At 41.8% G+C, this 24,598-nt stretch carries 26 protein-coding genes; 20 read left to right on the top strand and 6 right to left on the bottom strand.

Annotated features, from left to right (window positions below; genetic code table 11):
- Nucleotides 1-12: 12 nt before the first annotated feature.
- Together ACZ5WS_RS06950 and metK are read right to left on the bottom strand one after the other, a co-directional pair.
- Entirely contained in the window at nt 13-558 is a 546-nt protein-coding gene (locus tag ACZ5WS_RS06950) for a hypothetical protein (protein ID WP_464711305.1), read from the bottom strand.
- Nucleotides 559-697: 139 nt separating this feature from the next.
- Nucleotides 698-1,849 (bottom strand): methionine adenosyltransferase, encoded by a 1,152-nt coding sequence (metK, locus tag ACZ5WS_RS06955; RefSeq protein WP_008110316.1) that lies wholly within the window; start codon nt 1,847-1,849, stop codon nt 698-700.
- A gap of 265 nt (nt 1,850-2,114) precedes the next feature.
- On the opposite strand from metK, the gene tkt reads away from it, so the two are divergent.
- The 7 genes from tkt to ACZ5WS_RS06990 all read left to right on the top strand — a co-directional run bounded on the left by tkt (nt 2,115) and on the right by ACZ5WS_RS06990 (nt 9,988).
- Nucleotides 2,115-4,106, top strand: coding sequence for a transketolase (tkt, locus tag ACZ5WS_RS06960; protein ID WP_010387727.1), 1,992 nt, complete (start codon nt 2,115-2,117; stop codon nt 4,104-4,106).
- Between the two features lie 367 nt (nt 4,107-4,473).
- Nucleotides 4,474-5,664, top strand: coding sequence for a hypothetical protein (locus ACZ5WS_RS06965; protein WP_138594097.1), 1,191 nt, complete (start codon nt 4,474-4,476; stop codon nt 5,662-5,664).
- Nucleotides 5,661-6,467: a hypothetical protein gene (locus ACZ5WS_RS06970; protein WP_464711309.1), complete on the top strand. Its 807-nt coding sequence runs from the start codon at nt 5,661-5,663 to the stop codon at nt 6,465-6,467. Before ACZ5WS_RS06965 ends, ACZ5WS_RS06970 begins: the two co-directional genes overlap by 4 nt.
- Nucleotides 6,468-6,915: 448 nt before the next feature.
- The gene (gene ppnP, locus ACZ5WS_RS06975; protein ID WP_010387728.1) at nt 6,916-7,230 is read left to right on the top strand and encodes a pyrimidine/purine nucleoside phosphorylase; all 315 of its coding nucleotides are present in this window, start codon (nt 6,916-6,918) and stop codon (nt 7,228-7,230) included.
- Between the two features lie 190 nt (nt 7,231-7,420).
- Nucleotides 7,421-7,777: a ribosome hibernation-promoting factor, HPF/YfiA family gene (hpf, locus tag ACZ5WS_RS06980; protein ID WP_008110321.1), complete on the top strand. Its 357-nt coding sequence runs from the start codon at nt 7,421-7,423 to the stop codon at nt 7,775-7,777.
- Nucleotides 7,778-7,919: 142 nt separating this feature from the next.
- The gene (locus tag ACZ5WS_RS06985; protein WP_464711312.1) at nt 7,920-9,152 is read left to right on the top strand and encodes an NRAMP family divalent metal transporter; all 1,233 of its coding nucleotides are present in this window, start codon (nt 7,920-7,922) and stop codon (nt 9,150-9,152) included.
- A gap of 257 nt (nt 9,153-9,409) precedes the next feature.
- The gene (locus ACZ5WS_RS06990; RefSeq protein WP_464711314.1) at nt 9,410-9,988 is read left to right on the top strand and encodes a hypothetical protein; all 579 of its coding nucleotides are present in this window, start codon (nt 9,410-9,412) and stop codon (nt 9,986-9,988) included.
- A gap of 259 nt (nt 9,989-10,247) precedes the next feature.
- Here ACZ5WS_RS06990 and ACZ5WS_RS06995 read toward each other — a convergent pair whose 3' ends face one another.
- Genes ACZ5WS_RS06995 through ACZ5WS_RS07005 form a run of 3 tightly spaced genes read right to left on the bottom strand, consistent with a single transcriptional unit; the run spans nt 10,248 to nt 12,564 of the window.
- Nucleotides 10,248-11,435, bottom strand: coding sequence for a vWA domain-containing protein (locus ACZ5WS_RS06995; protein ID WP_464711316.1), 1,188 nt, complete (start codon nt 11,433-11,435; stop codon nt 10,248-10,250).
- 1 nt (nt 11,436) lies between these two features.
- On the bottom strand, nt 11,437-12,285 hold the full coding sequence (locus ACZ5WS_RS07000) for an AAA family ATPase (protein ID WP_464711318.1): 849 nt from the start codon (nt 12,283-12,285) through the stop codon (nt 11,437-11,439).
- Nucleotides 12,286-12,339: 54 nt separating this feature from the next.
- A complete protein-coding gene (locus ACZ5WS_RS07005) occupies nt 12,340-12,564 on the bottom strand; it encodes a DUF1653 domain-containing protein (RefSeq protein WP_008110327.1) in 225 nt (74 codons plus the stop codon).
- A gap of 61 nt (nt 12,565-12,625) precedes the next feature.
- On the opposite strand from ACZ5WS_RS07005, the gene ACZ5WS_RS07010 reads away from it, so the two are divergent.
- From ACZ5WS_RS07010 to rpoS, 11 genes are all read left to right on the top strand, one after another.
- A complete protein-coding gene (locus ACZ5WS_RS07010) occupies nt 12,626-13,105 on the top strand; it encodes a DUF2947 domain-containing protein (RefSeq protein WP_178956473.1) in 480 nt (159 codons plus the stop codon).
- A 75-nt stretch (nt 13,106-13,180) separates the two neighbouring features.
- Nucleotides 13,181-13,813, top strand: coding sequence for a hypothetical protein (locus ACZ5WS_RS07015; RefSeq protein ID WP_464711320.1), 633 nt, complete (start codon nt 13,181-13,183; stop codon nt 13,811-13,813).
- Between the two features lie 34 nt (nt 13,814-13,847).
- On the top strand, nt 13,848-14,135 hold the full coding sequence (ftsB, locus tag ACZ5WS_RS07020; protein ID WP_008110330.1) for a cell division protein FtsB: 288 nt from the start codon (nt 13,848-13,850) through the stop codon (nt 14,133-14,135).
- On the top strand, nt 14,125-14,826 hold the full coding sequence (gene ispD / locus ACZ5WS_RS07025) for a 2-C-methyl-D-erythritol 4-phosphate cytidylyltransferase (protein WP_464711322.1): 702 nt from the start codon (nt 14,125-14,127) through the stop codon (nt 14,824-14,826). Before ftsB ends, ispD begins: the two co-directional genes overlap by 11 nt.
- Nucleotides 14,823-15,305, top strand: coding sequence for a 2-C-methyl-D-erythritol 2,4-cyclodiphosphate synthase (gene ispF, locus ACZ5WS_RS07030; protein ID WP_008464226.1), 483 nt, complete (start codon nt 14,823-14,825; stop codon nt 15,303-15,305). Before ispD ends, ispF begins: the two co-directional genes overlap by 4 nt.
- Nucleotides 15,302-16,351: a tRNA pseudouridine(13) synthase TruD gene (gene truD / locus ACZ5WS_RS07035; protein ID WP_464711324.1), complete on the top strand. Its 1,050-nt coding sequence runs from the start codon at nt 15,302-15,304 to the stop codon at nt 16,349-16,351. The genes ispF and truD overlap by 4 nt, the downstream gene beginning before the upstream one ends.
- Nucleotides 16,332-17,096: a 5'/3'-nucleotidase SurE gene (gene surE, locus ACZ5WS_RS07040; RefSeq protein WP_464711326.1), complete on the top strand. Its 765-nt coding sequence runs from the start codon at nt 16,332-16,334 to the stop codon at nt 17,094-17,096. Before truD ends, surE begins: the two co-directional genes overlap by 20 nt.
- A complete protein-coding gene (locus ACZ5WS_RS07045) occupies nt 17,086-17,724 on the top strand; it encodes a protein-L-isoaspartate(D-aspartate) O-methyltransferase (protein WP_464711328.1) in 639 nt (212 codons plus the stop codon). The genes surE and ACZ5WS_RS07045 overlap by 11 nt, the downstream gene beginning before the upstream one ends.
- Nucleotides 17,725-17,733: 9 nt before the next feature.
- Nucleotides 17,734-18,312 (top strand): YqaA family protein, encoded by a 579-nt coding sequence (locus ACZ5WS_RS07050; protein WP_138609355.1) that lies wholly within the window; start codon nt 17,734-17,736, stop codon nt 18,310-18,312.
- Nucleotides 18,313-18,353: 41 nt separating this feature from the next.
- Nucleotides 18,354-19,178 (top strand): peptidoglycan DD-metalloendopeptidase family protein, encoded by an 825-nt coding sequence (locus ACZ5WS_RS07055; protein WP_178956469.1) that lies wholly within the window; start codon nt 18,354-18,356, stop codon nt 19,176-19,178.
- Nucleotides 19,179-19,295: 117 nt separating this feature from the next.
- Nucleotides 19,296-20,267 carry an RNA polymerase sigma factor RpoS gene (rpoS, locus tag ACZ5WS_RS07060; protein WP_109874229.1) on the top strand — a complete coding sequence of 324 codons (972 nt, stop codon included), beginning with the start codon at nt 19,296-19,298 and terminating at the stop codon, nt 20,265-20,267.
- 56 nt (nt 20,268-20,323) lie between these two features.
- Here rpoS and mutS read toward each other — a convergent pair whose 3' ends face one another.
- Complete coding sequence (gene mutS, locus ACZ5WS_RS07065; protein ID WP_198523584.1) at nt 20,324-22,909, bottom strand: DNA mismatch repair protein MutS; 2,586 nt, start codon at nt 22,907-22,909, stop codon at nt 20,324-20,326.
- 21 nt (nt 22,910-22,930) lie between these two features.
- Between mutS and ACZ5WS_RS07070 the strand changes: the two genes are divergently transcribed.
- A complete protein-coding gene (locus ACZ5WS_RS07070) occupies nt 22,931-23,419 on the top strand; it encodes a CinA family protein (RefSeq protein WP_138609349.1) in 489 nt (162 codons plus the stop codon).
- Nucleotides 23,420-23,487: 68 nt separating this feature from the next.
- Complete coding sequence (gene recA / locus ACZ5WS_RS07075) at nt 23,488-24,531, top strand: recombinase RecA (protein ID WP_058155138.1); 1,044 nt, start codon at nt 23,488-23,490, stop codon at nt 24,529-24,531.
- Nucleotides 24,532-24,598 lie beyond the last annotated feature (67 nt).

A 24,598-nucleotide genomic window follows, 5' to 3' on the forward strand; every position in this document is an offset into this window, starting at 1 on the left:
ACTTAACCGTAATTAAAAAGAGAATAAATTAGGAAATAATAAGTACATAGCAAGTACAATAAGCAATATTACGGCTGTAGAAATCAGCGAATATAAAACAAGGTTGCCGCGTTTTTTTGGCTCAGTAGAGAGAGGCTCATCAAGCATTAAATCGTCATCTTCCCATACTTCATTATTTTCATCAGGTAATGATAATTCAACTTCAGGGAGGCGTTGCTCAATATCTTCTAGTTTTTCTTCAAGGCGAATTAGGCTACTGGTAATGTAATCTAGGGCGTCAAATAAGCGCTGATCTCGCTGGCTGTCGTAAGCTGTTTGAGATGCCGTTTGTGTAGCCGCAGCTTGCTGAAGTTTGCTTTTAATCCCCAGCGTTGAAAGTAACTTAGCTTGCTTGAGTGCTTTATCTTTGGGGCAAGGGGCAAATAACGGTTTGCCATCAAAAAAAGCAGCCACTTTTTCTGGCGAGGTTTTCAGCTTTTCTGTCAGTGCAGTGGTCACTGCTTGGCTGTCTGCGCCTTCTGCAAGTCCTACAAATATAACACGAAAATTGTCGGCCATTTTTTATCCCTAATACGCTTTATTGTATAAGCAGAGTATATACCTAAAATGTAAAACAGTTCGAGACTGTTTTACGACTAACTTAGTACACATAGCAAAACGGCCCTAAAAAGGGCCGTTTAAATATTAGCTAAGTGGCTTATAGCCCAGCTGCTGCACGAAGTGCGTCTGCTTTATCTGTGCGTTCCCATGGGAATTCGTCACGACCAAAGTGGCCGTAAGCCGCTGTTGGAAGATAAATAGGGCGCTCAAGGTCAAGCATTTGAATTAGACCGTAAGGGCGTAAGTCAAAGTGTTCACGAATAAGTTCAATTAAACGCGCTTCTTCTAATTTGCCTGTGCCAAATGTTTCAACACTGATAGAAGTAGGCTCTGCAACACCAATAGCGTAAGACACTTGAAGTTCACACTTATCAGCAAGGCCTGCAGCAACAATGTTTTTAGCAACGTAACGTGCAGCATAAGCCGCTGAGCGGTCAACTTTTGATGGATCTTTACCAGAGAAAGCACCACCACCGTGACGAGCCATGCCACCGTATGTATCTACAATGATTTTACGACCAGTTAAACCACAGTCACCCATTGGGCCACCAATAACAAAACGACCCGTTGGGTTAATGAAAAATTTAGTTGCGCTAGTAATAAGCTCAGCAGGAAGTACTGGCTTAATAATTGTTTCCATTACCGCTTCTACCAAGTCATTTTGCGATACATCTTCGCTGTGCTGAGTAGAAAGTACGACGGCATCAATACCTACTGGCTTGCCATTTTCGTATGCAAATGTAACTTGTGATTTTGCATCTGGACGTAACCAGTTAAGCTCGCCGCTTTTACGAACTTCAGCTTGACGCTGCACTAAACGGTGAGAATAAGTAATTGGAGCAGGCATTAATACTTCAGTTTCGTTACATGCGTAACCAAACATTAAGCCTTGGTCGCCAGCGCCTTGCTCTTCAGGGCTTGTACGGTCAACACCTTGGTTAATGTCTGGAGACTGTTTACCAATAGTGTTTAAAATTGCACACGAATCGGCATCAAAGCCCATATCTGAGTGTGTGTAACCAATTTCACGTACTGTTTTACGTGTAATTTCTTCGATATCAACCCATGCGCTAGTAGTGATTTCACCACCAACCATAACCATACCGGTTTTAACGTAAGTTTCACACGCTACACGGGCATGAGAGTCTTGCTCTAGGATAGCATCAAGTACCGCATCAGAAATTTGATCGGCGATTTTATCCGGATGACCTTCAGAAACAGATTCAGAAGTAAATAAATGTTTTGCCATTGTAATTATGCTCACAAATATTGCGCTTCACAAACGTCGGTATTAGCGCTAAAAAATTAAGGCGCGTATTTTATCTAAAACAAGTGAACTTGCATAGTTTTTTTACGCCTAGACGTCTAAATAAAATATATAATAGTAAAAGGTTCTTAAAAAATATTCATAATGTCCTATTTTTATGGGTTTTTAATTGCACACAGCCCCTACAATAAGTAAGAATGGAGGTATATAAATACCCGCGCAAATACATATAAAGGTAGGAGAATTCATGCCATCTCGCAAAGAACTTGCAAATGCTATTCGCGTCTTGTCAATGGACGCAGTACAAAAGGCCAAATCTGGTCACCCTGGAGCCCCTATGGGCATGGCTGATATCGCAGAAGTATTATGGCGCGATTATCTAAAACATAACCCAACAAATCCAGAGTGGGCTGACCGAGATCGATTTATACTCTCAAATGGTCACGGTTCAATGCTAATTTATTCTCTATTGCATTTAAGTGGTTATGATTTACCACTGGACGAAATTAAAAACTTCCGCCAAATGCACTCTAAAACACCAGGCCACCCAGAATATGGATACGCGCCAGGAATTGAGACCACTACGGGTCCATTAGGTCAAGGGATCACAAATGCCGTAGGTATGGCAATTGCTGAAAAAGCATTAGCCGCTCAATTTAACCGTGAAGGCCATGACATTGTTGATCACCACACTTACGCATTTATGGGTGATGGTTGTTTAATGGAAGGTATTTCTCATGAAGCCTGTTCGCTTGCTGGCACATTAGGCCTAGGCAAGTTAGTGGCATTTTGGGATGACAACGGCATTTCAATCGACGGTGAAGTTGAAGGCTGGTTTAGCGATGACACACCAGCACGTTTTAAAGCATACGGCTGGCATGTAATTAGCGACGTTGATGGCCACGACAGCGATGCTGTAAGTGCTGCAATTAGCGAAGCCAAAAGCGTGACCGACAAACCAACGCTAATTTGTTGTAAAACAGTAATTGGATATGGCTCACCTAATAAATCAGGTAGCCACGACTGTCATGGCGCACCACTAGGTGATGACGAAATTAAAGCATCTCGTGAGTTCTTAGGTTGGACGGGTGATGCATTTGAAATCCCTGCTGACATTTACGCACAGTGGGATAACAAAGAAAAAGGCCAACAGCTTGAAGCAAGCTGGGATGAGAAATTTGCCGCATACGAGCAAGCATTCCCAGAGCTAGCAGCTGAATACAAACGCCGTACAAATTCAGATTTACCCGCTGATTGGGCTGAAAAGTCACAAGCGTATATTGAGCAGTTACAAGCAAACCCAGCAAATCCAGCATCACGTAAAGCATCACAAAATGCATTAAACGCATTTGGTCCGTTACTACCTGAGTTTATGGGTGGCTCTGCCGATTTAGCAGGTTCAAACTTAACAATTTGGGATGGCTCTAAAGGCTTAACGGCAGACGATGCAAGTGGTAACTACGTTTACTACGGTGTGCGTGAGTTTGGTATGTCGGCAATTATGAATGGTATTGCACTTCATAAAGGCTTTATCCCTTACGGTGCAACGTTCTTAATGTTTATGGAATACGCACGCAATGCGGTTCGTATGGCTGCATTAATGAAGCAACCAAGCATTTTTGTATACACGCACGATTCAATTGGTTTAGGTGAAGATGGTCCAACTCACCAACCAGTAGAGCAAATTGCCAGCATGCGTTTAACGCCTAACCTTTACAACTGGCGCCCATGTGACCAAGTTGAGTCGGCAATTGCATGGCAACAAGCTATTGAACGTAAAGACGGTCCTACATCATTAATCTTTACTCGCCAAGGCTTAGAGCAACAAGCACGTGATGCACAGCAATTAAGCGACGTTAAAAAGGGTGGTTACATCCTAAGTTGTGACGGCAACCCAGAGCTTATTTTGATTGCAACCGGTTCTGAAGTACAACTAGCGCAAGACTCTGCGAAAGAGCTACGTGCGCAGGGTAAAAAAGTACGTGTTGTATCTATGCCGTGTACTGATGCGTTTGAAGATCAATCGCCTGAGTACAAAGAAAGCGTATTGCCAGCAAGCGTTTCACGTCGCGTAGCGATTGAAGCGGGTATTGCTGATTACTGGTACAAGTACGTAGGTCTAAATGGCGCCGTAGTCGGTATGACCACCTTTGGCGAGTCGGCACCAGCTAACGAGCTATTTGAATTCTTCGGCTTTACCGTAGAAAACATCGTTAACAAAGCAAACGCATTGTTTTAAGCGACTGCTTTAACATTTAAAAGCCCGTCCTGTGTATAGCAGGGCGGGCTTTTTTTATTTCAGAGCTGACAGATTTAAGCTGTCAGCTGTCAGTTTAACTCACAGATAAACTTATATGGGGGAGGTTTTAGCACTAGTTATTTATAAAGGTTGAAGTCTTGAGGCTTTTTGTGCGCAATCTTCAGCTTAGGTCGTACTTTAGGGGGGCATTAAAATAATCAAGCTGTCACTATAAGTAGCTATTTTAAATGCTTACTAGGACCGATAAACGTCCGAATAAAGGGCAAATGCAGCATAAAATTATTTTTGCTCTAAAAATTAGTTTGCAGTATCATTTCGGGCACAGACTCATTTACAAGGAAGAAATATGTCTTGGTCAAAACTCAATAAAACTATCAATGCCCATTCTGTAATCCCTCTTGACGCGCTAAGTTGTCGTGATTTTGGTGTTAATCTCCCCGTTAATTTTCCATTTAATAAAGTTAAATTTACTTGCCAAGCTCTCGCTATGCTATCGCAGCTCAATGACTATGATTTAAAAATGGTCAGTGCCGATATCATTCAAATATGCGCGAACCCTAATGCCACAAACTCAATTAAGCATAGCCGTAACCCGCTGCGCCGTTTGTGGCGAACAAAGTACCCGTTCCGTAATTACCATTTTTTGATAGAATACTCACTTAAAAATAATTCTATCAATTTGGAAGATATACTTTTCGACAGGCAATTACAGGGATCTAAAGATAATTTTGCTGCAGAGCGTACGATGCTTTATGAAGTCCAAAGGCTTAGTAATCACACCTATGAAAAAGCAATAAGCAAAGAAGAAATAAGAGAAATACAAGGAGCATGGAAAGCTGATCCTATTCCGGTTACGCGAGTCAATACACAGCACGCAGCAGTCAATGGTATGCAAAATGAGCTTACCAAAGCTACATGGTTAATGGGTACTCATCTTGATAGAGCCTATGAGGGAGACGGCATAAAAGCTTATACCTTGTTTCATAACCCCACAGATCGAGCAAAGCTCGATTTAGTGGAGTGCGTATTTGATAAGCGCTTAGGTACAAAATCCCATAATGCCCAGCATTTAGCGGCCGTGCTGGCACAAAATAATCAGCAAGGAAAGCAGGTGAAATGGCTGGCGCACAGCCAAGGGGCAATCATTTTTTGCGCCGCGCTAGAACATTATCGCATTCACTATGGTAAGCCACTTACAGGTCAGCAACTCGCGGTGCATGGCTCAGGCTCAAATGTCGAACGTTTGAAACGCATTGCTAACAGTACGGGCTTAAAAGTAGTCTCAGTGCGTAATAACCCCTATGACTTAGTGCCTAACTTAGCGGGGCGTAATGACTTATCATCAAGCAGTCTTGTCCGTTCGATGAAATTTAAAGGCTTAGTTACAGGTGATGATGCTTGTGCAAGCCCACACACTTTGCCATTTTTAGGCCTAATCACCTATGCAGACCAACTGCAAATGCTGGGCTATAACGATAAGGCCGATATAGTAAGAAAGTTTATTAAAACTCTACCGCCTACGGATGCGCGATTATGATCAAATTAACCAAAGCTTTTTACCGTGGTTTTGTAGGAGGCCCTAATTTTGAAAATTGCACCCACCACCGTCTTATTCTAGAAGACAAGCTGATAACACTCGATGTGCCTGATAGCAACGTCTCAGCAGTGCCGTCTACCATTGATGTCTCGTTTCCTTATAATTCAACCAGCTGGTTCAACCAACATAAAAAAAACTATTTACACCATGAATACGTGCATATGCTCACTGAAAACTGGATGTATTTGCCTCCAGTAAGTTATTTACTAAGCAGTGAGTATGGCATGTTTAGTTGCCAACTAAGAATTAAGCAAACTAATAAAATCAATGTTCTTGATACTATGCAATTAAGACGCTTTGTAATTGATGAGTATGATAATTATCATTGGGGGTCAGATGGTTATAACACTAAGCTTCAAAATGATACTAAGCTAGAGTCGAATAAAAGAGCAAACCCATGGGAAGGCGAAGCACTGAAAAAGGAAATTTTAGGGCGCGTTGAATCTTATGGTTATCCGCCACTGCCGGCAGCTAAAGGAGTAATTATTAATGATCGCCAATGGGTGTTTTATCAAATAAAGAAAAGTAATAAGCGTTCTCGTCAAGACTTTTATTGTTTACCATTAAGTGAGCATGCATTTTTAGAGGTTGAATTTAATCATCGTGTTGATCGCTCTGATAAGCATAAAAAATGGGCTAAGCATGCACTTGAATCACAACAGCGAATTATGGAATCAATTAAACTCAGTGATTTACCCCCCGATCACGATAATTTAATTACTGATAATTCTAAGAATGCTTAACGTAATCGAAGCGTTTTTATGGCTTTTAAAAGTTTAAAAGCCTGTCCTGTGTAAAACAGGGCGGGCTTTTTTATGAGTTGTACTTTTATTACTTCTCTAAAGCGTAGTGTCTCATCGCCCTCTTTGTGCACAAATCATTAAAAATTAATTTGAACAAAGAGAAGCGAATGAGAAGAAAATGAGGTAATACAAAACCCAAATTATAAAAAATAGTTGTTTGATCACTTCTCTAAAGCGCAGCGTCTTTTAGTTCTCTTTGTCCATAAATCACTAAAAGTACTGTTCGAAACTCGCAGCCCGTTGCTCGAAGCATATCTCTCTATAAAGTCGTTCATTTTTAACCTTTTGGATTTTAGATGAGTAATTTTCACAGCACTTAACTTGCAAGGTTTTTGTGTATCAGGCACTGTGGGGGTAACAAAATTATAAATTAACAACAGGAGTTAACATGCCAAAATTCGATAACGTTAGTGTGGTTAAAAAAGCTAATGTGTATTTTGATGGCAAAGTATCAAGCCGAACTGTGCTTTTAGGAAATGGTGAAGCGAAAACCTTGGGTTTTATGCAACCCGGTGAATTTGAGTTTAATACCAACCAAAAAGAGTGCATGGAGTTGTTAGCAGGGCAGTGGGATGTGTTATTACCAGGTGAAAGCGAGTGGAAAACATTTAATGCGGGTGAGTCATTTAATGTTGATGCTAATGTCAGCTTCCATGTAAAAGTAAGTGATTTTGCTGATTATTGCTGTTCATACACAGATTAATTACATGAGTGGTTAAATTATCAGCACCTCTGAAAGGCCGCTATCACGCGGCTTTTTGCATACTTAATGCTAAATGAATGATCTAAATCAGGTGGGGTAATAAATAATTGCTAAATTTAGCTATTTTCTCTTGTGTTAATTCGTTTAGCCCCCAATACTAACTGTGAGGTAACATAAAAAAGGATACCCTATGAAAATTAATCTTTCTGGTCACCATGTTGACGTTACTGATTCTATTAAAGAACACATTAACGAAAAGTTTTCTAAAATTGAGAGTCATTTTCCATCATTGATAGCGCTCGACATTATTCTTTCAAAAGAGCATCACAAGTTCCAAGCAGAAATTAGTACTAATTATGAAGGTGCGCGAATATCGGTTAAAGGGGAAAACGAGGTTATGTACCCAGCCATTTCCAGCGCAGCTAAAAAACTCGATGCCGCACTAAAGCATCGTAAAGGGCAAATAAAAGCGAACTTACATGAAAAGCCTGTAAGTACCACACCTGAAATAGCACATGAAATCATCCAAGAGATGGATTTAAATTAATAACTAACAATGTGTTATTTTTAAAAAGAGCCTAAGGGCTCTTTTTTATTGTCTGTAAATTAGGTAAGTTATGCATTCACACAGTTTATTAATGATTAAAATTAATAATAAAAGCACATAACACACCAAATTTGAGAAGTTAATGCAGTACACACAAAGCACATGGAAGTCTCGGTTAGGGGCGCTCGGCCCAGGTATTTTAATGGCCACCGCTGCCATTGGTGGCTCACACTTAGTTGCATCGACTCAAGCTGGCGCATTATTTGGCTGGCAGCTATTTTGGCTTATTGTGGTGGTTAACGTTTTAAAGTACCCGTTTTTTCGTTTTGGTATGGAATACACACTCGCTACTAAAAATAGTTTAGTCGAAGGGTATAAAAACCAAGGGCCTGGCTATTTTTACAGTTTTATTGTATTAAATATTATTGCCGCGGTGGTAAATACCGCGGGCGTATTGTTGCTTACTGCGAGCTTATTACACTACGCATTACCTATTAGTATTCCCGTTACCTTATTGTGCTGGTTAATATCGGCTGTGTGTTTAATTATATTATTACTAGGGCACTTTAAAGCACTCGATAATGTTGCAAAAGCTATTATGGGGCTACTTACTATAGCAACCATAACAGCATTAATTATTGCTATAAATAACGGCCCTGTAGCGCCTGTAAACTATGTTGGTCCCTCACCGTATGAACTTGCCATGTTAGGCTTTATGGTTGCCTTAATGGGGTGGATGCCAGCGCCTATTGAAATTTCGGCTCTGAGCTCGTTGTGGCTTAAAGAAAAACAAGCTCAGCAAAGTGTGACTAAAAGCCAAGGCTTATTCGACTTTAATGTAGGTTATTGGTTAACCGCCGGGCTTGCGCTGGTATTTTTTAGTTTAGGTGCGTTAGTGCAATATGGGCAAAGCAGTAATATAGAGCTTGGCGGTGTAGCCTTTGCTAAGCAGCTGATTGATATGTATGCACTTACTATTGGCGAGTGGGCAAGGCCTTTGGTATCTGCCATCGCGTTTTTGTGTATGTTTGGCACCACACTCACCGTGCTTGACGGTTACGCCCGGACACTTAACGAATCGCATAAACTTCTAGGTTTTAAGCAATCAAAACACAGCTTAAATACGTGGCTTATATTACAAGCATTGGCCGGTATGGCGGTGATCTTATTTTTTAAATCAGCTCTTGGGCCCATGCTTACCTTTGCCATGACGCTTGCGTTTGTAACCACACCGGTTTTTGCATGGCTTAATTTCAGCCTAGTTCGATCCGAGCCTGCGATTAAACACAGCCTACTTTTGCGTAGCTTAACCTGGTTAGGCTTGGTGTACTTGGTTGGTTTTGCTGTTGCGTTTGTGGTTTGGAAGTTGATGTAATTTTATATTCGAGGTTCGAGGTTCGAGGTTCGAGGTTCGAGGTGAAAGGTACAAACCAAACGATCTCTGCATAGATGTCGACTGTTGTAGACCCCGATAGGCTTCAGCGAGCGAAGGTAAGACGGTCAAAAATTATGATGTTTATCCTAATTATTTAAAATATGAATTAGATAGGGCTGAGCAAATGTACGATAACAATCCAATTGAGTTTATACACCGCTTATTTGGTATTCCTTACTCAGGAAGACGATACTAAAATGGCAAGTTCGGCTAATCAACTCTCACCTGCCAACCCTAAAAAGGGGTGGTTTTCTATAGGCGTTTTATGTTTAATCATTACTCTCTATGCCTACAGCTTTGAATTAGAAATTAGCACATTAAGTCTTATTGCTGAAAATGTAATTTCGTTAAAAATTAAACCTGTAGTAATTCCTTTGATAGTTATGATGCCCGCTTTTTTTGTACTCATCTACGGGATTTATCAAAGAATGTATGGTGATATATCAGAGAAATCGATGCGAAGGGGGCTGTTTGTTATTATAGGATGCTTCCCTCTATTTCTGATTACCTGGTGGATTTACAGCTGGCAACTTAGTGATAAGCTTGAAAGTGAAGGCTATTCCATTTGTCACTGGTATTCAGGAGCTTCACTAGGGGCTCCAAAAATTTGGCTTTCAGACCCAAGTTACTGCATTGAAGACGGTTATTTAGTAAGGATTGAATTACTTGAATGGCTAAAGCAGCAGCGGTTAAGTGGAAAAAAACCATCCATTGAAGTCTTCGAGAAGCAATTAGAATTCATGCTCAGTGAATACCATCAAAAATATGGTGTATGAACTACTTAAAATACATTAACTAAGTTCTTTTATCGCTTTACTTACCCCATCTAAACTAAGTGGGTACATGCGGTTGTTCATTAACGCGGTAAGTCGGGTTGTTTCTAATAAATTTATCTTTTTTGTCGGATGGCGTGGCTTCGCCACTTATCCGACCTACGTCAAAGGTAGGTTGGTTAAGCCGAAGGCGCCACCCAACAAAGTTATAGGTTCACGCCCGAAGCTCTGCTGCTAGCGCTGAGCTGTCGTAAATTAATATTTAACTCAGCTCTTTTATTGCTCTACTTATCCCATCTAAACTCAGCGCATACATGCGGTTATTCATTAGCTGCTTTATAAAATCAATTGATTGATAATACGGCCAGTGTTCAACCGGTTGTGGGTTGAGCCACGCGACTTTATCAAAGTGATTGGTGATTCGGTTTAACCAGGCACTGCCGGGTTCTTCATTCCAATGCTCTACTGAGCCGCCAGGGTAAGCAATTTCATATGGACCCATAGTGGCATCACCGACAAATATAACTTTGTAGTCGCTGGTAAACTTGTTGATCAGCGTCATGGTGTCAATAACGTTTGAGTGGCGGCGTTGGTTATCTTGCCACACGTGTTCGTATAAACAGTTATGAAAGTAGTAAAACTCTAAATGTTTAAATTCACTATGAGCGGCGCTAAATAACTCCTCACAGGTATGAATGTAGTCATCCATTGAACCGCCAATATCAAACAGCATCAAGACTTTTACGGCATTGTGGCGCTCGGGGGCCATTTTTACATCGAGCATACCGCCTTGTTTGGCGGTCGCGCGTATGGTCTCATTTAAATCAAGGGTGTCACTTGCGCCAGTACGAGCAAATTTGCGTAGTTTTTTAAGTGCCAGCTTTATGGTACGTGAACCAATTTCGCGGTCAGAATCGAGATTACGGTATTCGCGCTTATCCCACACTTTTACTGCTTGGCGATTGCGGCTGCCGTCTTGACCAATGCTTACGCCCTCAGGGTTATAACCATATGCACCAAAAGGCGAGGTGCCGCCTGTACCTACCCACTTATTGCCGCCAGCATGGCGTTTTTGCTGTTCTTCTAAACGCTCTTTTAGGGTTTTCATCAGCTCGTCGAGCCCGCCCATGGCTTTTAATTGGGCTTTTTCTTCATCGCTTAGGTGCTTTTCAAACTCTTTACGCAACCAATCTTCAGGTAAATTGTGTTGCTGCTTTAAGCTCTCGAGCAGGTCTAAGTCGGCAATACCGCTAAAGTAATCGCTAAAGGCTTTATCGAACCGATCAAAATGGGTTTCGTCCTTTACCATAATAGTGCGCGCTAAATGATAAAACGCGTCTACATCAGCAAATATAACGCCTTGTTTTAAAGCGTTAATTAAATCGAGTAGTTCGCGCAGGCTCACTGGTAAGCGGTATTCTCGTAATTTGAAGAAAAACGCAATCAACATCTTAACGGCGACTCATAAAGGCTAATTTTTCGATTAGGCTTATGTCTTGCTCGTTTTTAAGCAGCGCACCAAACATCGGCATTAAACCGCCTTTTTGCGTTTTGTCGTGCAGGATTTTTGCGTCTATATCTTCAGCCATTAATAGCTTTAACCAATCCAGTAACTCGCTGGTGGATGGCTTCTTTTTAAGGCCGTTGGCTTCGCGTAAGTTAAAAAATACTTCTAATGCTTGGCGAACTAAATCTTGTTTAACATGCGGGTAGTGTACATCAATAATTTGCTGCATTTCGTCGCTATTTGGAAAATCAATATAATGGAAAAAACAGCGACGTAAAAACGCATCAGGCAGCTCTTTTTCATTGTTTGATGTGATGATCACAATAGGGCGCTCTTTAGCCACAATGCGCTCACCGGTTTCGTATACATGAAATTCCATTTTATCGAGTTCGAGTAGTAAATCGTTTGGAAACTCAATATCGGCTTTGTCTATTTCGTCAATAAGCAGTACTGGGCGTTTGCCGTTTAATTCAGCGTACATGAAGGCTTGCCACAGCTTACCTTTAACTATGTAGTTGCTAATATTGTGAACGCGCTCATCACCTAGCTGGCTGTCGCGCAAACGCGATACCGCATCGTACTCGTACAAACCTTGCTGCGCTTTAGTGGTTGATTTTATATGCCACTGAATAAGCTCAGTATCTAAACTTTTCGCTAACTCTTCGGCCAGCATGGTTTTACCTGTGCCAGGCTCGCCTTTAATTAAAAGCGGTTTTTGCAGCATAATAGCGGCGTTTACTGCCTGTTTTAATGCTGAGCTTGCGATGTAATTATCAGTAGAATTAAATTGCACGGGTTATCCTTTATCTGGTCTGAGCAGTAATTATTATGCGTTATAATGCCATAGTTAATCGGCTTCACCAAGGTAGGCAAAACGGGCGATAGTTTTACCGTCTTTTTCTACGGTTTCAGTAAACATACTTAGTGGGCGTGCCCATATGCCGTATTCACCGTATAAGGCTTGGTAAATAACCAATTGCTCGTTGGTTTCGCTGTGAGTCGCCACATGCATAACTTTATATTGTGGGCCTTTGTAGTGTTGATATAAACCCAGTTTTAGTGCTGTAGTCATAGTCTGTTATCTTGTATAATTTGCCTTCGCTTTTTATTATGCCAAAGAATACAGCAATACTATGAATTATATTTCTCTTGATGATTACAAAAAAGCCTGGGTATTTCGCCACAAAGATATTCCGGTTTCAGATATTGATGCAGCCAATATTAAACCAATGACCAGCGAGCGTGCCGCCGTACTGTGGACAACCATGGTGAGTCGTGAACATGATCATCCAGACTTTTTTGATAAAACCGATTGGTGCGCGCAAGAGCAAAACTTTAGCCAAGAAATTAATTGGGAAGATGCGTGGGAAAGCGAAGAACCCCAATTTCCAGAAGCTATTTTGAACCACTTAGATTGGCAGGCTAATACCACAGTGTATTTTTGCATGGCACGCGACAATATTATCGAAACGACATTTGATGTGTTTAAACGTAACTGGCAAAACTTTATGTTTTTATCTGATGGCAGCTTATTAATAGGTAAAAAGCGCAGTACTATGGTGCAATTTTTAGAATCAGGTATTGCAAAATTAGGTGAAAAGCCAAGCGCTTAAATTACTACAAGTGCTTAAAAACTGTGCATTACTGTGTTATAAAACAGTATTAAAATGTTTTTTTGAGTACAGCGATTGGTTGCTAAAAATAAGCAGTTTAACACAAGCCAGCAAGTTGAAATGTGGCAAACTGATGCAGAAAAAGTGCTTTACGCACAATTATGCAATGCTTTTTATCAGCGTGAAGTTCAGCGCTTAGTGGCTGAACCTAATGGTGACCGTTTACGCAGGCAATTAAAAAGTCTGCCTTATTATATTGAACGTGCCGCAACACGTGTAGCTAATGCACCATTGCCTTTTACGCTTGATGCGCAAAATGGAGGCTGGCTTGAAAAGCAAAAACCAACACCGCCAGAGGCTAATCCTGCAGCGAATGAACTTTTTTATCAAGCGCATGCCAAAGTAGGGCTAATAATTCCGGTATTATTACAAAGTCACGGTCAAATTCGGGTTAGAATAGACAGCATTGATCAAGTAGCTGATACGCAACTGCATTGTAATGAACTTGGCTGGTTTGATTTTTTAGGCCAAGGACTTGAGCAGCAAAGTGCGCAACTGCTTAAACCTAGTAAAACGAGCCTTGCAGCGGCGTGTTGTGGCCACCAGTGGCAGTTTTCAAAGCGTAGCACACCACGGGTTTTGTCATTACGGGAAATGTTACTAGCTGCCAATATTAATTGGCGCAATGTTAAGCGGCCGCTAGCATAAGTAGATAATTAAAAATTAAAATAAGGAGTGTTTAATGCGATTTTTTCAATTTGGCTTGTTGTGCTTAGCACTTTTTATCCAGTATCGCCTTTGGTTTGGTCATAACGGGGTGCAAGACTACACCCGTTTAAAAAATGCGGTGGCATCGCATCAACAAACTAACGAAAAACTAATAAAGCGTAATAAAGTATTAAAAGCGGATATAGAAGATTTAAAGCTCGGCCACGAAGGCATTGAAGAGCGTGCCCGCAACGAATTAGGAATGATTAAACCGGACGAAACCTTTATTCGTGTTTTACCGGCTCAACACCATGACAAATAAACAAACTATTGCTGCTATTGTTCCTGCCGCAGGTGTTGGCAGTCGAATGCAACACACAACACCAAAGCAATATATTTCCTTAGCAGGGAAAACCATTCTAGAGCATACGCTCGCTAAGTTATCGCAGTTACCGCAGTTAAACTCTATAGTGGTGGCACTGAGCGAAACCGACCCCTACTTTGACGACCTTACGCTAGCTGATCCTCGCATTGTGCGTGCTATTGGCGGTAAAGAGCGCGCAGATTCAGTGTTAAACAGTTTATTGTTTTTAGATGCCAACCCACCTGCTTGGGTTTTGGTGCACGACGCTGCAAGACCTTTAGTCGATATTGCTGATATAGAGCGCTTAATCGCACAGTGCATGCAGGCTGATGAAGGCGGCATTTTAGCCAGCAAAGTAAAAGACACTATAAAACGGGGGCAAAGCCATGCGCAGCAAACAGTGCCTCGTGATGATTTATGGCAAGCGCTTACCCCGCAACTGTTTAAATACGACGAGCTTAAAACGGCATTGCAAAGTGCGCTTAACAGCGGCGTTACCATTACTGATGAAGCCAGTGCAATGGAGTGGGCAAATAAGCCGGTAAAGCTGGTAGCAGGGCGTAGTGATAATATTAAAATTACCACCCCAGAAGATTTAGATTTAGCAGGCTTTTTACTGCAAAAACAAAATAATGAGAGTGCAACATGATACGAATAGGCCATGGTTTTGACGTACATAAATTTGGAGGCCAAGGGCCTTTAACTATCTGCGGCGAAAAAATTGATTATCCACAAGGCTTTTTAGCACACTCAGATGGTGATGTAGCTATTCATGCCTTATGTGACGCTATTTTAGGATCATTAGCGCTGGGCGATATTGGTAAGCATTTTCCGGATACGGCCAGTGAATATGAAAATATTGATAGCCGTATTTTACTTCGCCATGTAGTGAACCTAGCCAAGCAACAAGGTTATGTATTGGGCAATGCGGATGTCACTATTGTGGCACAAGCACCAAAAATGCTGCCGCACATTCAAGCGATGCGTGGCAACCTTGCCAGTGATTTAAATGCCGAGCTTTCACAGGTAAATGTAAAAGCTACCACTACCGAAAAACTCGGTTTTGAGGGGCGTAAAGAAGGCATTTCAAGCCATGCCGTGGTCATTATGAGCAAACAAAACGCATGAGCGAATTAAATTATTTATATGGCGCGCCGCTTTCCAAAGCCGACTTTAAAACCACCGCAGAAGACTTTATGGTTGATGAGGATCTCGGTATAGAGTTTACCGGCAGTGGTGAACACGTGTGTTTGCAAGTGGTTAAAAAGGGTGAAAACACCCAATATGTTGCCAAGCTGATTGCACAAAAAGCGGGTCTATCGCCACGTGATGTAAGCTATGCCGGTATGAAAGATCGCCATGGAGTATGCTCGCAGTGGTTTAGCGTAAAAGTACCGATTAAAAAGCATATTGATTTTACTGAGCTGAACAGTGAAAGCGTGTTTGTGGTATCGCAGCAGCGCCATGAGCGAAAATTGCGCACTGGTTGCCATAAAGGAAATAGATTTACTATTACCTTGCGCAATGTAACCGAGCCGCTTGATATTTTATGCCGTATAAACGCGGTACGCGCAGGTGTGCCTAATTATTTTGGTGAACAGCGCTTTGGTCGTGATGGGCACAACCTAGTGATGGCCGAAAAAATGTTTGCCGGTGAGCGTATTCGCGATAAAAAGCTGCGAGGCATTATTATTTCTGCTGCGCGTTCACATGTGTTTAATCAAATTGTTAGTTTACGCGTGGCTGAGCATGGGCTTGCTAAAACCATGCACCGCGAAGTATTTATGCTCAGTGGCAGTAATGCATTTTTTGAAGATGCGATAAGTGATGAAAATATTGCACGGCTTGCCTCTGGCGACATTATGATGTCGGCGCCCATGGTGGGCAAAAGTGAAAAAGGCTTAACCGAACAAGAAAAAACATGGTTGGCACCGTATCAAGCATGGTGTGATGGCTTAGGGGATTTAGGGCTTAAAAACGAGCGTAGAATGCTGCGTTTAATCCCCCAAGAGCTAAGCATAGAAACGCTTGATGAACGCACATTAAAACTCAGCTTTGGTTTACCCAAAGGCTGTTTTGCAACGGCTTTACTGCGCGAACTGGTCGATTATACTGATGCCAGCCCTCGCGAGCGAAAAGAAAAGGATACCGCAGATGAAGATTCTATTAAGTAATGATGATGGTGTTAATGCCAAAGGTATTGCTGTTTTATATCAAGCATTAACACAAGTTGCTGAGGTAACGCTGGTTGCTCCAGATAGAAATTGTAGTGGTGCTAGTAATTCACTAACGCTAATGAATCCGCTGCGTGCCACAACGCTCGACAACGGTTTTATGTCGGTAAACGGTACACCCACTGATTGTGTGCACTTAGGTGTTAATCAATTAGTGGATGAAAAACCCGATTTGGTTGTTGCTGGTATTAATCATGGCGGTAATTTAGGCGATGATACGCTTTACTCTGGTACAGTTGCTGCGGCGACTGAAGGCCGTCATTTAGGCTTACCAGCAATTGCGGTATCTTTGTGCTCTCATCATGGTGAGCATTTTGAAACAGCGGCAGCCGTTACTGTAAATATTATTAAAGGGCTTGCTTCACATCCGTTGCCCAAAGATCAGATCATTAATATTAATGTTCCCGATATTCCGCTCTCTGAGCTCAAAGGTGTTCAGGTAACTCGTTTAGGGGCTCGTCACAAAGCAGAAACCATGACCAAGCAAACCGATCCATGGGGACGCGATATTTTTTGGTATGGATCGCTAGGGCTTGAAAGCGACGCAGGTGAAGGCACTGACTTTTATGCGGTTAATAATGGTTATGCATCAGTGACCCCGTTAAGCGTTGATATGACCGCCAAAGACAGTATTAAAGCCGTGGGAGAGTGGTTAGCCGAGTTGGAGATTAACCGTGCTGGCTAATTATACTCGCAGTGCACAAGCACTTTCAGACCTTTTACAGCGAGATGGCGTAGAAGACAAAGAGGTTTTAAAAGCGATTGCGCAAATTCCTCGGCATATATTTATTGATGATGTACTCAAGCATAAAGCGTATCAGAATACCGCTTTACCGATAGGGCAAGGGCAAACTATTTCTCAGCCTTATATTGTTGCGCGCATGACCGAGCTAATGCGATTAGCCGGTGTACAACATAAGGTGTTAGAAATAGGCACAGGGTCGGGCTATCAAACGGCGGTTTTGGCTAAAACCTTTGATAAGGTATATTCGGTAGAGCGTATTAAAGCCTTACAATGGCAAGCTAAACGCCGATTACACCAGCTTGATTTGTACAATGTCACCATGAAACATGGCGATGGTTGGCAAGGCTGGCAGTCACAAGCGCCATTTGATGGCATTATCGTGACTGCTGCGGCAACCACCATTCCCCCCGAGTTACTCGCACAACTTGCTGATGGAGGCGTATTACTCGCCCCTATTGGTGAGGACGAACAAAAATTAACCATGGTTATTCGCCAAGGCGATAACTTTACAGAGCATGTAATTGCGCCAGTAAGATTTGTACCTTTAGTCCCTGGTGATATTGAATAGGAATTCATTTTGAAGTTGTTTACCAAGTTATACGATATGGCGTTAGTGTGGGCTAAACACCGCCATGCAGAACGTTATTTAGCAGGGATGAGTTTTGCCGAGTCGGTTTTCTTCCCAGTTCCACCTGATGTAATGTTAGCGCCTATGTCGCTAGCGCAACCAAGTAAGGCATGGCGATTTGCAAGCTTTGCCACGGTTGCTTCTGTGCTTGGCGGCGTACTGGGTTATTTACTTGGATTTTGGTTGTTTGAACCGGTTGTAGAGCCCTTTATTGCGCAAATGCAATGGCAAGATAAATTTAATACGGCGCTTGCATGGTTTAAAGATTATGGCGTTTGGGTGGTATTTATAGCGGGGTTTTCTCCTATTCCTTATAAGGTATTTACCATTGGCGCTGGCGTATTACAAATGGCGTTTTTACCCTTTATTATTGCCTCGGCTATTGGGCGTGGCGCGCGTTTCTTTTTAGTATCTGCTTTAATGAAGTGGGGTGGAGTTAAAATGGAACAAAAATTACGTCAATATATTGAAGTACTTGGCTGGGCAGTGGTTGCTTTAATCGCTGTTGCGTACGTATTATTGCGATAATCGCCATAATGCAACGATGTTAAAACAGAGGGCAAAACACATTGAATAAACAAATACGCTGTTATGTTGCTTTATTTATTAGTGTTTTGCTTTGTGCATGCTCGTCTCGCCATGTTCCTGCTCCTGTAAGTAGTTTAAATAATAATATTAATGACTATCCCTCACGGATTAATATTAACGGTGGCAAGTACACGGTACAAAAAGGCGATACACTTTATTCGATTGCTTTTAGTGCTGGAAAAGATTTCAGAGAACTTGCAAAAAATAATTCAATTCCATCACCTTACACTATTGTTCCTGGTCAGGTTGTATCCCTTTTAGAACCAAGTAGGTCAAGGGTTGCACAAAAAACTTACCAAAATAAGCCCGCTAAAAAGTCATCTAATTTACAAAAAAGTAACAGAAAATTAAAGAAAGAGCTTGATAAGCCGAAAAAACGTAGGTATGTTCAAAAACAAGCTAACCAAAAAATTAGTCAGTCTCAAGGTTCTTCAGCTAAAAAGTTGAGTTGGTTTTGGCCTGCTAAAGGTAAAATAACAAAACGCTTTTCTAACAAGGAAAATGGTTACAAAGGCCTACAGATTGCTAATAAAAAGGGTACTGCTGTACTCGCCGCTGCAAAAGGAACGGTAGTTTACGCGGGTAGTGCGCTAAGAGGTTACGGTAATTTAATCATATTGAAACATAATGATGATTACCTAAGTGCTTATGCACATAACTCAACGTTACTTGTGAAAGAAAAGCAAATAGTGAAGGCGGGACAAAAAATAGCAGAAATTGGTAATTCAGAGTCTTCAGTAACGGCACTTCGTTTTGAAATTCGTTATCGAGGAAAAGCTGTTAACCCTGCTAAGTACCTACCCTGAACTGAAGGTGTTGATTGACTGTTCTGGAGAAGGCTCATGGCTAATACAGCAAAAGCTTGTAAAACGACTACAGACCTAAATCATAAAGTTATTGATAGCTTGCTCAGGAGAAGTCTTATGGCTGATGTAGCAAAAGCTGAGAAAACCCCCACTGATGATAAGTTTGACGACTCTAAAATAGAGGAGACAACGAAGTTACTTGATGAAGTGGAAGATGAAGATGTATTTGTAAAAGAAGAAGTCACTAAAAACCTCGATGCCACCCAGTTATACTTAGGCGAGATTGGTTTTTCCCCTCTATTAAGTGCAGAAGAAGAAGTGTTTTTTGCACGAAAATCGCTTAAAGGCTGCGAAGCCTCCCGAAAACGTATGATTGAAAGTAACTTACGCTTAGTTGTAAAAATTGCGCGTAGGTACAACAATCGTGGACTTGCTCTACTTGATTTAATTGAAGAAGGTAACTTAGGGCTGATCCGAGCAGTTGAAAAGTTTGATCCTGAACGGGGTTTTCGATTTTCTACTTATGCCACATGGTGGATACGACAAACCATTGAACGGGCAATAATGAATCAAACCCGTACTATTCGTTTGCCTATTCATGTTGTTAAAGAGCTTAACGTTTATTTACGTACAGCACGTGAGCTAACTCAAAAGCTTGATCATGAGCCAACCGCAGAAGAAATTGCAGAAAGCTTAGACAGACCGGTCGAAGATGTAACAAAAATGCTTCGCCTAAACGAAAAAATAGCGTCTGTAGATATGCCTATTGGTGGTGAAAACGACAGTGCATTGTTAGATGTGATTGCCGACGAAAAAAATGTAGGTCCTGAAGGTGAAGTGCAAAACAATGATATGAATACGCATATTATTGACTGGTTAGGTGAATTGAACCCTAAGCAGCGCGAAGTACTGGCACGTCGGTTTGGTTTACTCGGTTATGAGCCTTCAACGCTTGAAGATGTGGGCCGTGAAATTGGGTTAACCCGTGAGCGAGTTCGCCAAATACAGGTTGAGGCGCTACGTCGGTTAAAAGATATCTTGCAGCAAGAAGGATTAAGTACCGAAAGCTTGTTTGAGCAGTTTGCTTAATCTAAACACACAGTAAAATTAAATACAGCCCGACTTTTTAGTCGGGCTGTTTGCGTTTAAAGCAGTGCTTTTAATTTATAAAGCAGTTCATGCGCCTGACGCGGTGATAGGTTATCGGGATCTATTGCGGTCATTTGTTGCTCAAGTTCACTAGGCTGAATTATTTGCGGTTCACTATCAAACGGTAAAACCTGTTGCTCTGTGGTGACTGTTGTGACACTTTGATGATTTTCAAGCAAGGTTAGCTTTTGTTTAGCTTGGGCAATAACCGCTTTAGGTACGCCAGCCAGAGCTGCCACTTGCAAACCAAAACTTTTACTTGCGGCACCATCTAATACCGTATGCATAAAAGCAATGGTATCGTTGTGTTCAATGGCATCTAAGTGCACATTAACCAACCCTGGTGTTTGTTCTGCAAGCTCTGTGAGTTCAAAGTAATGGGTTGCGAACAGAGTTTTAGCTGCTATTTTTGAAGCAAGATGATCAGCTGTTGCGTATGCCAGTGATAAACCATCGTAAGTACTGGTTCCTCGGCCTATTTCATCCATTAATACCAATGATTGTGCGGTGGCATTATTTAAAATTGCCGCGGTTTCTGTCATTTCAACCATAAAGGTAGAGCGCCCAGATGCTAAGTCGTCACTGGCGCCAATGCGAGTAAATATTCTATCAATATTACCAATCTTTGCGCTATCAGCAGGAACGTAACAGCCAATGTGCGCCATAAGCACAATAAGCGCAGTTTGGCGCATGTAAGTTGATTTACCGCCCATGTTGGGACCAGTAATTATCAACATTTTACGCTGGCTATTGAGCTCCACAGGATTGGCAATAAATGGGTCTTTCATTACTTGCTCAACTACAGGGTGGCGGCCTTGTTCGATGCTGATATTATCGTTATCGCAAAGCTCAGGCTTGGCATAATTTAGCGTTTGGGCACGCTCTGCTAAATTATTCAGTACATCTAAATCGGCAATGACCGAGGCCATTATTTGCAGCTGCTCGATATGCGGAGCAATAAATTCAAATAGCTGTTCGTATAGCTGCTTTTCTAGGGCCAGCGCTTTTGATTGGCTGCCGAGAACCTTGTCTTCATGTTCTTTAAGTTCTGGAATTATATAACGTTCATTATTTTTTAACGTTTGACGACGAATATAATCTGCAGGCACTAAGTGCGAGTTAGCGCGGCTCACTTCAATAAAAAAGCCATGCACTCGGTTATAACCAATTTTAAGTGTACTAATACCTGTGCGTTCACGTTCGCGCTGCTCTAGCTGTTCAAGCACATCGGTGGCACCTTGGCTTAAATTACGCCACTCATCAAGTTCGCTGTTATACCCTGGAGCAATAACGCCGCCATCACGAATTAACACCGGTGGGTTATCAATCACTGCACGTTCAAGTAATGCTTGAAGCTCGGGGAGCTCTTTAGAGTGGGCAATAATATGAGAAATACGCGCATCTGTGGCATCGCTTAATAAGTTATGTAGCGGTGCTAATGCTTGAAGCGCACTACGAAGCCGTGTTAAATCACGTGGCCGAGCAGTGTGTAATGCCAAGCGAGCAATTACACGTTCTATATCACCAATATCTCTGAGAGCGTCATGCAGCTCACTGCATAATTGCACATCTAAAATAGCACTAATGGCATTTAGACGAGAATTTAACTCGTCTTTATTACGAATAGGAGTATGAATACGGCGCTTAAGTAATCGTGAGCCCATAGCTGTGGCTGTTTTATCAAGCACTTGGGCAAGGGTATTTTCAAAGCCACCTGATAAATTAACGGTAAGCTCAAGGTTTTTACGGGTGGGCGCATCTAAAATTACCGCGTGTTCATTATGCTCAAGGGTAATTGCACGAATGTGCGGTAATGCAATACGTTGGGTATCTTTTACGTACTGCATTAAACAGCCTGCCGCTACCAAGGCGCTATGTGCTTTATCGACCCCAAAACCGACTAAATCTTTGGTGCCAAACTGCTCGCACAGTAAGTGTTGCGCGGTATCAAGGTCAAACTCCCAATCAGGGCGACGACGCGCTCCCTTAATATGTTCAATTAAATGAGTGTTTTCAAAGTGTTCACTATATAGTAATTCAGCAGGCGCTAAGCGTTGTAGGGTTGAGCTAAATGCTTCATCGGTACTAACTTCAACAACATTGAAGCGCCCAGAGTTGATATCAAGATACGCAACACCGTATTGACCTTTTTTATTTTGCCAAACACTGGTTAGTAAGTTGTCTTGGCGCTCTTGTAGTAAGGCTTCGTCAGAAATAGTACCTGGGGTTACAATACGCACTACTTTGCGTTCAACAGGGCCTTTGCTGGTGGCAGGGTCACCCACTTGTTCACAAATAGCCACCGACTCGCCCATTTGTACTAAGCGGGCTAAGTAGTTTTCTACCGCATGATAAGGCACGCCCGCCATAGGAATAGGATCGCCCCCTGCTTTGCCACGGTGTGTTTGTGAAATATCAAGCAACTGCGCGGCGCGTTTTGCGTCATCAAAAAAGAGTTCGTAAAAATCCCCCATCCGATAAAACAATAAAATATCGCGATGCTCTGATTTTATTTTTAGATACTGCTGCATCATAGGGGTTTGTTGTTTTATAGTGTGCGGTGCATAAAGATCAAACGACATGTATTTACCCAAAGGCTGAATATGGAATTACATCAAGAGATTAAGACACTTGCTGCGCAATTAGGCGCTATTTTAACGGATAAACGCTTATGGATCACTACCGCTGAATCATGTACTGGTGGTGGAGTGAGTTATTCGCTTACCGATACCCCAGGAAGCTCTGCATATATTGATCGTGCATTTGTTACTTATAGCAATAACGCAAAGCATGAATTACTCAATGTGAAGCATGATACCCTCGAGCAATTTGGCGCAGTGAGCGAACAAACAGTTATTGAGATGGCAGCAGGTGCCTGCAAGGCAGCCAGTGCTGACATTGCCATTGCTATTTCAGGGATTGCAGGGCCCGGTGGCGCTACTGAGGACAAACCGGTAGGGCTTGTGTGGTTTGGGCTACAAATTAACGGTAAACACTGGACGTTTGAACAAGTATTTAATGGTGATAGGGCGCAAGTTAGGCTGCAAGCCATTGTATTTTCTTTAAAAACTATAATAGAGAAGATAAAATAATAAAATTAGCTTGATACTGTGATTTCATACAGTATACTTGTGTGCATTAGCTGGATTTGGAGAAGAAAATGAACGATAACAAACAAAAAGCGTTGGACGCAGCTTTATCACAAATTGAACGTCAATTTGGTAAAGGTTCAATCATGAAATTGGGTGACAATAAGGCGTTAAACATTGACGCTGTATCAACAGGCTCGCTAGGTATTGATATTGCTTTAGGCATAGGCGGCTTGCCAATGGGGCGTATTGTTGAAGTATATGGCCCAGAGTCATCAGGTAAAACAACGCTAACATTACAAGTTATCGCACAAGCTCAAAAAGAAGGTAAAACGTGTGCCTTTGTTGATGCTGAGCATGCTCTTGATCCAGTTTACGCACAAAAGTTAGGCGTTAATATTGATGAGTTACTGGTATCTCAACCAGATACGGGTGAACAAGCACTGGAAATTTGTGACATGTTAGTGCGCTCAAGCGCGGTTGATGTAGTTATTGTCGATTCTGTTGCTGCATTAACACCTAAAGCTGAGATTGAAGGCGACATGGGTGATTCACACATGGGTCTACAAGCACGTTTAATGTCACAAGCATTACGTAAGCTTACAGGTAACATTAAGCGCTCAAACACGCTATGTATTTTCATTAACCAAATCCGTATGAAAATTGGTGTAATGTTTGGTAATCCTGAAACAACAACTGGTGGTAATGCCCTGAAATTTTACGCCTCTGTACGTATTGATATTCGTCGTATTGGTTCAGTAAAAGAAGGTGATGAAGTTGTTGGTAATGAAACGCGTGTTAAAGTTGTGAAGAACAAAGTAGCACCGCCGTTCAAACAAGCTGAATTTATCATTATGTATGGTGAAGGTATTTCTAAGCAGGGCGAGCTAATTGATTTAGGTGTTAAGCATAAAATTGTTGAAAAAGCAGGTGCTTGGTACAGTTACAATGGCAACAAAGTTGGCCAAGGTAAGTCTAATTCAATTAAGTTCCTTAAAGAAAACCCTGAAATTGCAGATGAAATTGAAGGTAAGTTACGTGAAATGCTATTGCTAAAAGCAACGGTTGAGCCAGAAGATGGCGAAGACGTATTAGGTGATGAAGGCGACCTTTAAGCCATTTAGTTTTAAAGCTTGATTTGACCCGAGCTTAAAAAAAGCGCTAACCATTTAGGTTAGCGCT

The sequence above is a fragment of the Pseudoalteromonas sp. 11L1 genome (assembly GCF_055397545.1).

Bases quoted from the DNA above. Each gene is read 5' to 3' on its own strand.
- ACZ5WS_RS06950 (WP_464711305.1), bottom strand. From the start codon at position 558: ATGGCCGACAATTTTCGTGTTATATTTGTAGGACTTGCAGAAGGCGCA.
- metK (WP_008110316.1), bottom strand. From the start codon at position 1,849: ATGGCAAAACATTTATTTACTTCTGAATCTGTTTCTGAAGGTCATCCG.
- tkt (WP_010387727.1), top strand. From the start codon at position 2,115: ATGCCATCTCGCAAAGAACTTGCAAATGCTATTCGCGTCTTGTCAATG.
- ACZ5WS_RS06965 (WP_138594097.1), top strand. From the start codon at position 4,474: ATGTCTTGGTCAAAACTCAATAAAACTATCAATGCCCATTCTGTAATC.
- ACZ5WS_RS06970 (WP_464711309.1), top strand. From the start codon at position 5,661: ATGATCAAATTAACCAAAGCTTTTTACCGTGGTTTTGTAGGAGGCCCT.
- ppnP (WP_010387728.1), top strand. From the start codon at position 6,916: ATGCCAAAATTCGATAACGTTAGTGTGGTTAAAAAAGCTAATGTGTAT.
- hpf (WP_008110321.1), top strand. From the start codon at position 7,421: ATGAAAATTAATCTTTCTGGTCACCATGTTGACGTTACTGATTCTATT.
- ACZ5WS_RS06985 (WP_464711312.1), top strand. From the start codon at position 7,920: ATGCAGTACACACAAAGCACATGGAAGTCTCGGTTAGGGGCGCTCGGC.
- ACZ5WS_RS06990 (WP_464711314.1), top strand. From the start codon at position 9,410: ATGGCAAGTTCGGCTAATCAACTCTCACCTGCCAACCCTAAAAAGGGG.
- ACZ5WS_RS06995 (WP_464711316.1), bottom strand. From the start codon at position 11,435: ATGTTGATTGCGTTTTTCTTCAAATTACGAGAATACCGCTTACCAGTG.
- ACZ5WS_RS07005 (WP_008110327.1), bottom strand. From the start codon at position 12,564: ATGACTACAGCACTAAAACTGGGTTTATATCAACACTACAAAGGCCCA.
- ACZ5WS_RS07010 (WP_178956473.1), top strand. From the start codon at position 12,626: ATGAATTATATTTCTCTTGATGATTACAAAAAAGCCTGGGTATTTCGC.
- ftsB (WP_008110330.1), top strand. From the start codon at position 13,848: ATGCGATTTTTTCAATTTGGCTTGTTGTGCTTAGCACTTTTTATCCAG.
- ispD (WP_464711322.1), top strand. From the start codon at position 14,125: ATGACAAATAAACAAACTATTGCTGCTATTGTTCCTGCCGCAGGTGTT.
- ispF (WP_008464226.1), top strand. From the start codon at position 14,823: ATGATACGAATAGGCCATGGTTTTGACGTACATAAATTTGGAGGCCAA.
- truD (WP_464711324.1), top strand. From the start codon at position 15,302: ATGAGCGAATTAAATTATTTATATGGCGCGCCGCTTTCCAAAGCCGAC.
- surE (WP_464711326.1), top strand. From the start codon at position 16,332: ATGAAGATTCTATTAAGTAATGATGATGGTGTTAATGCCAAAGGTATT.
- rpoS (WP_109874229.1), top strand. From the start codon at position 19,296: ATGGCTGATGTAGCAAAAGCTGAGAAAACCCCCACTGATGATAAGTTT.
- mutS (WP_198523584.1), bottom strand. From the start codon at position 22,909: ATGTCGTTTGATCTTTATGCACCGCACACTATAAAACAACAAACCCCT.
- ACZ5WS_RS07070 (WP_138609349.1), top strand. From the start codon at position 22,931: ATGGAATTACATCAAGAGATTAAGACACTTGCTGCGCAATTAGGCGCT.
- recA (WP_058155138.1), top strand. From the start codon at position 23,488: ATGAACGATAACAAACAAAAAGCGTTGGACGCAGCTTTATCACAAATT.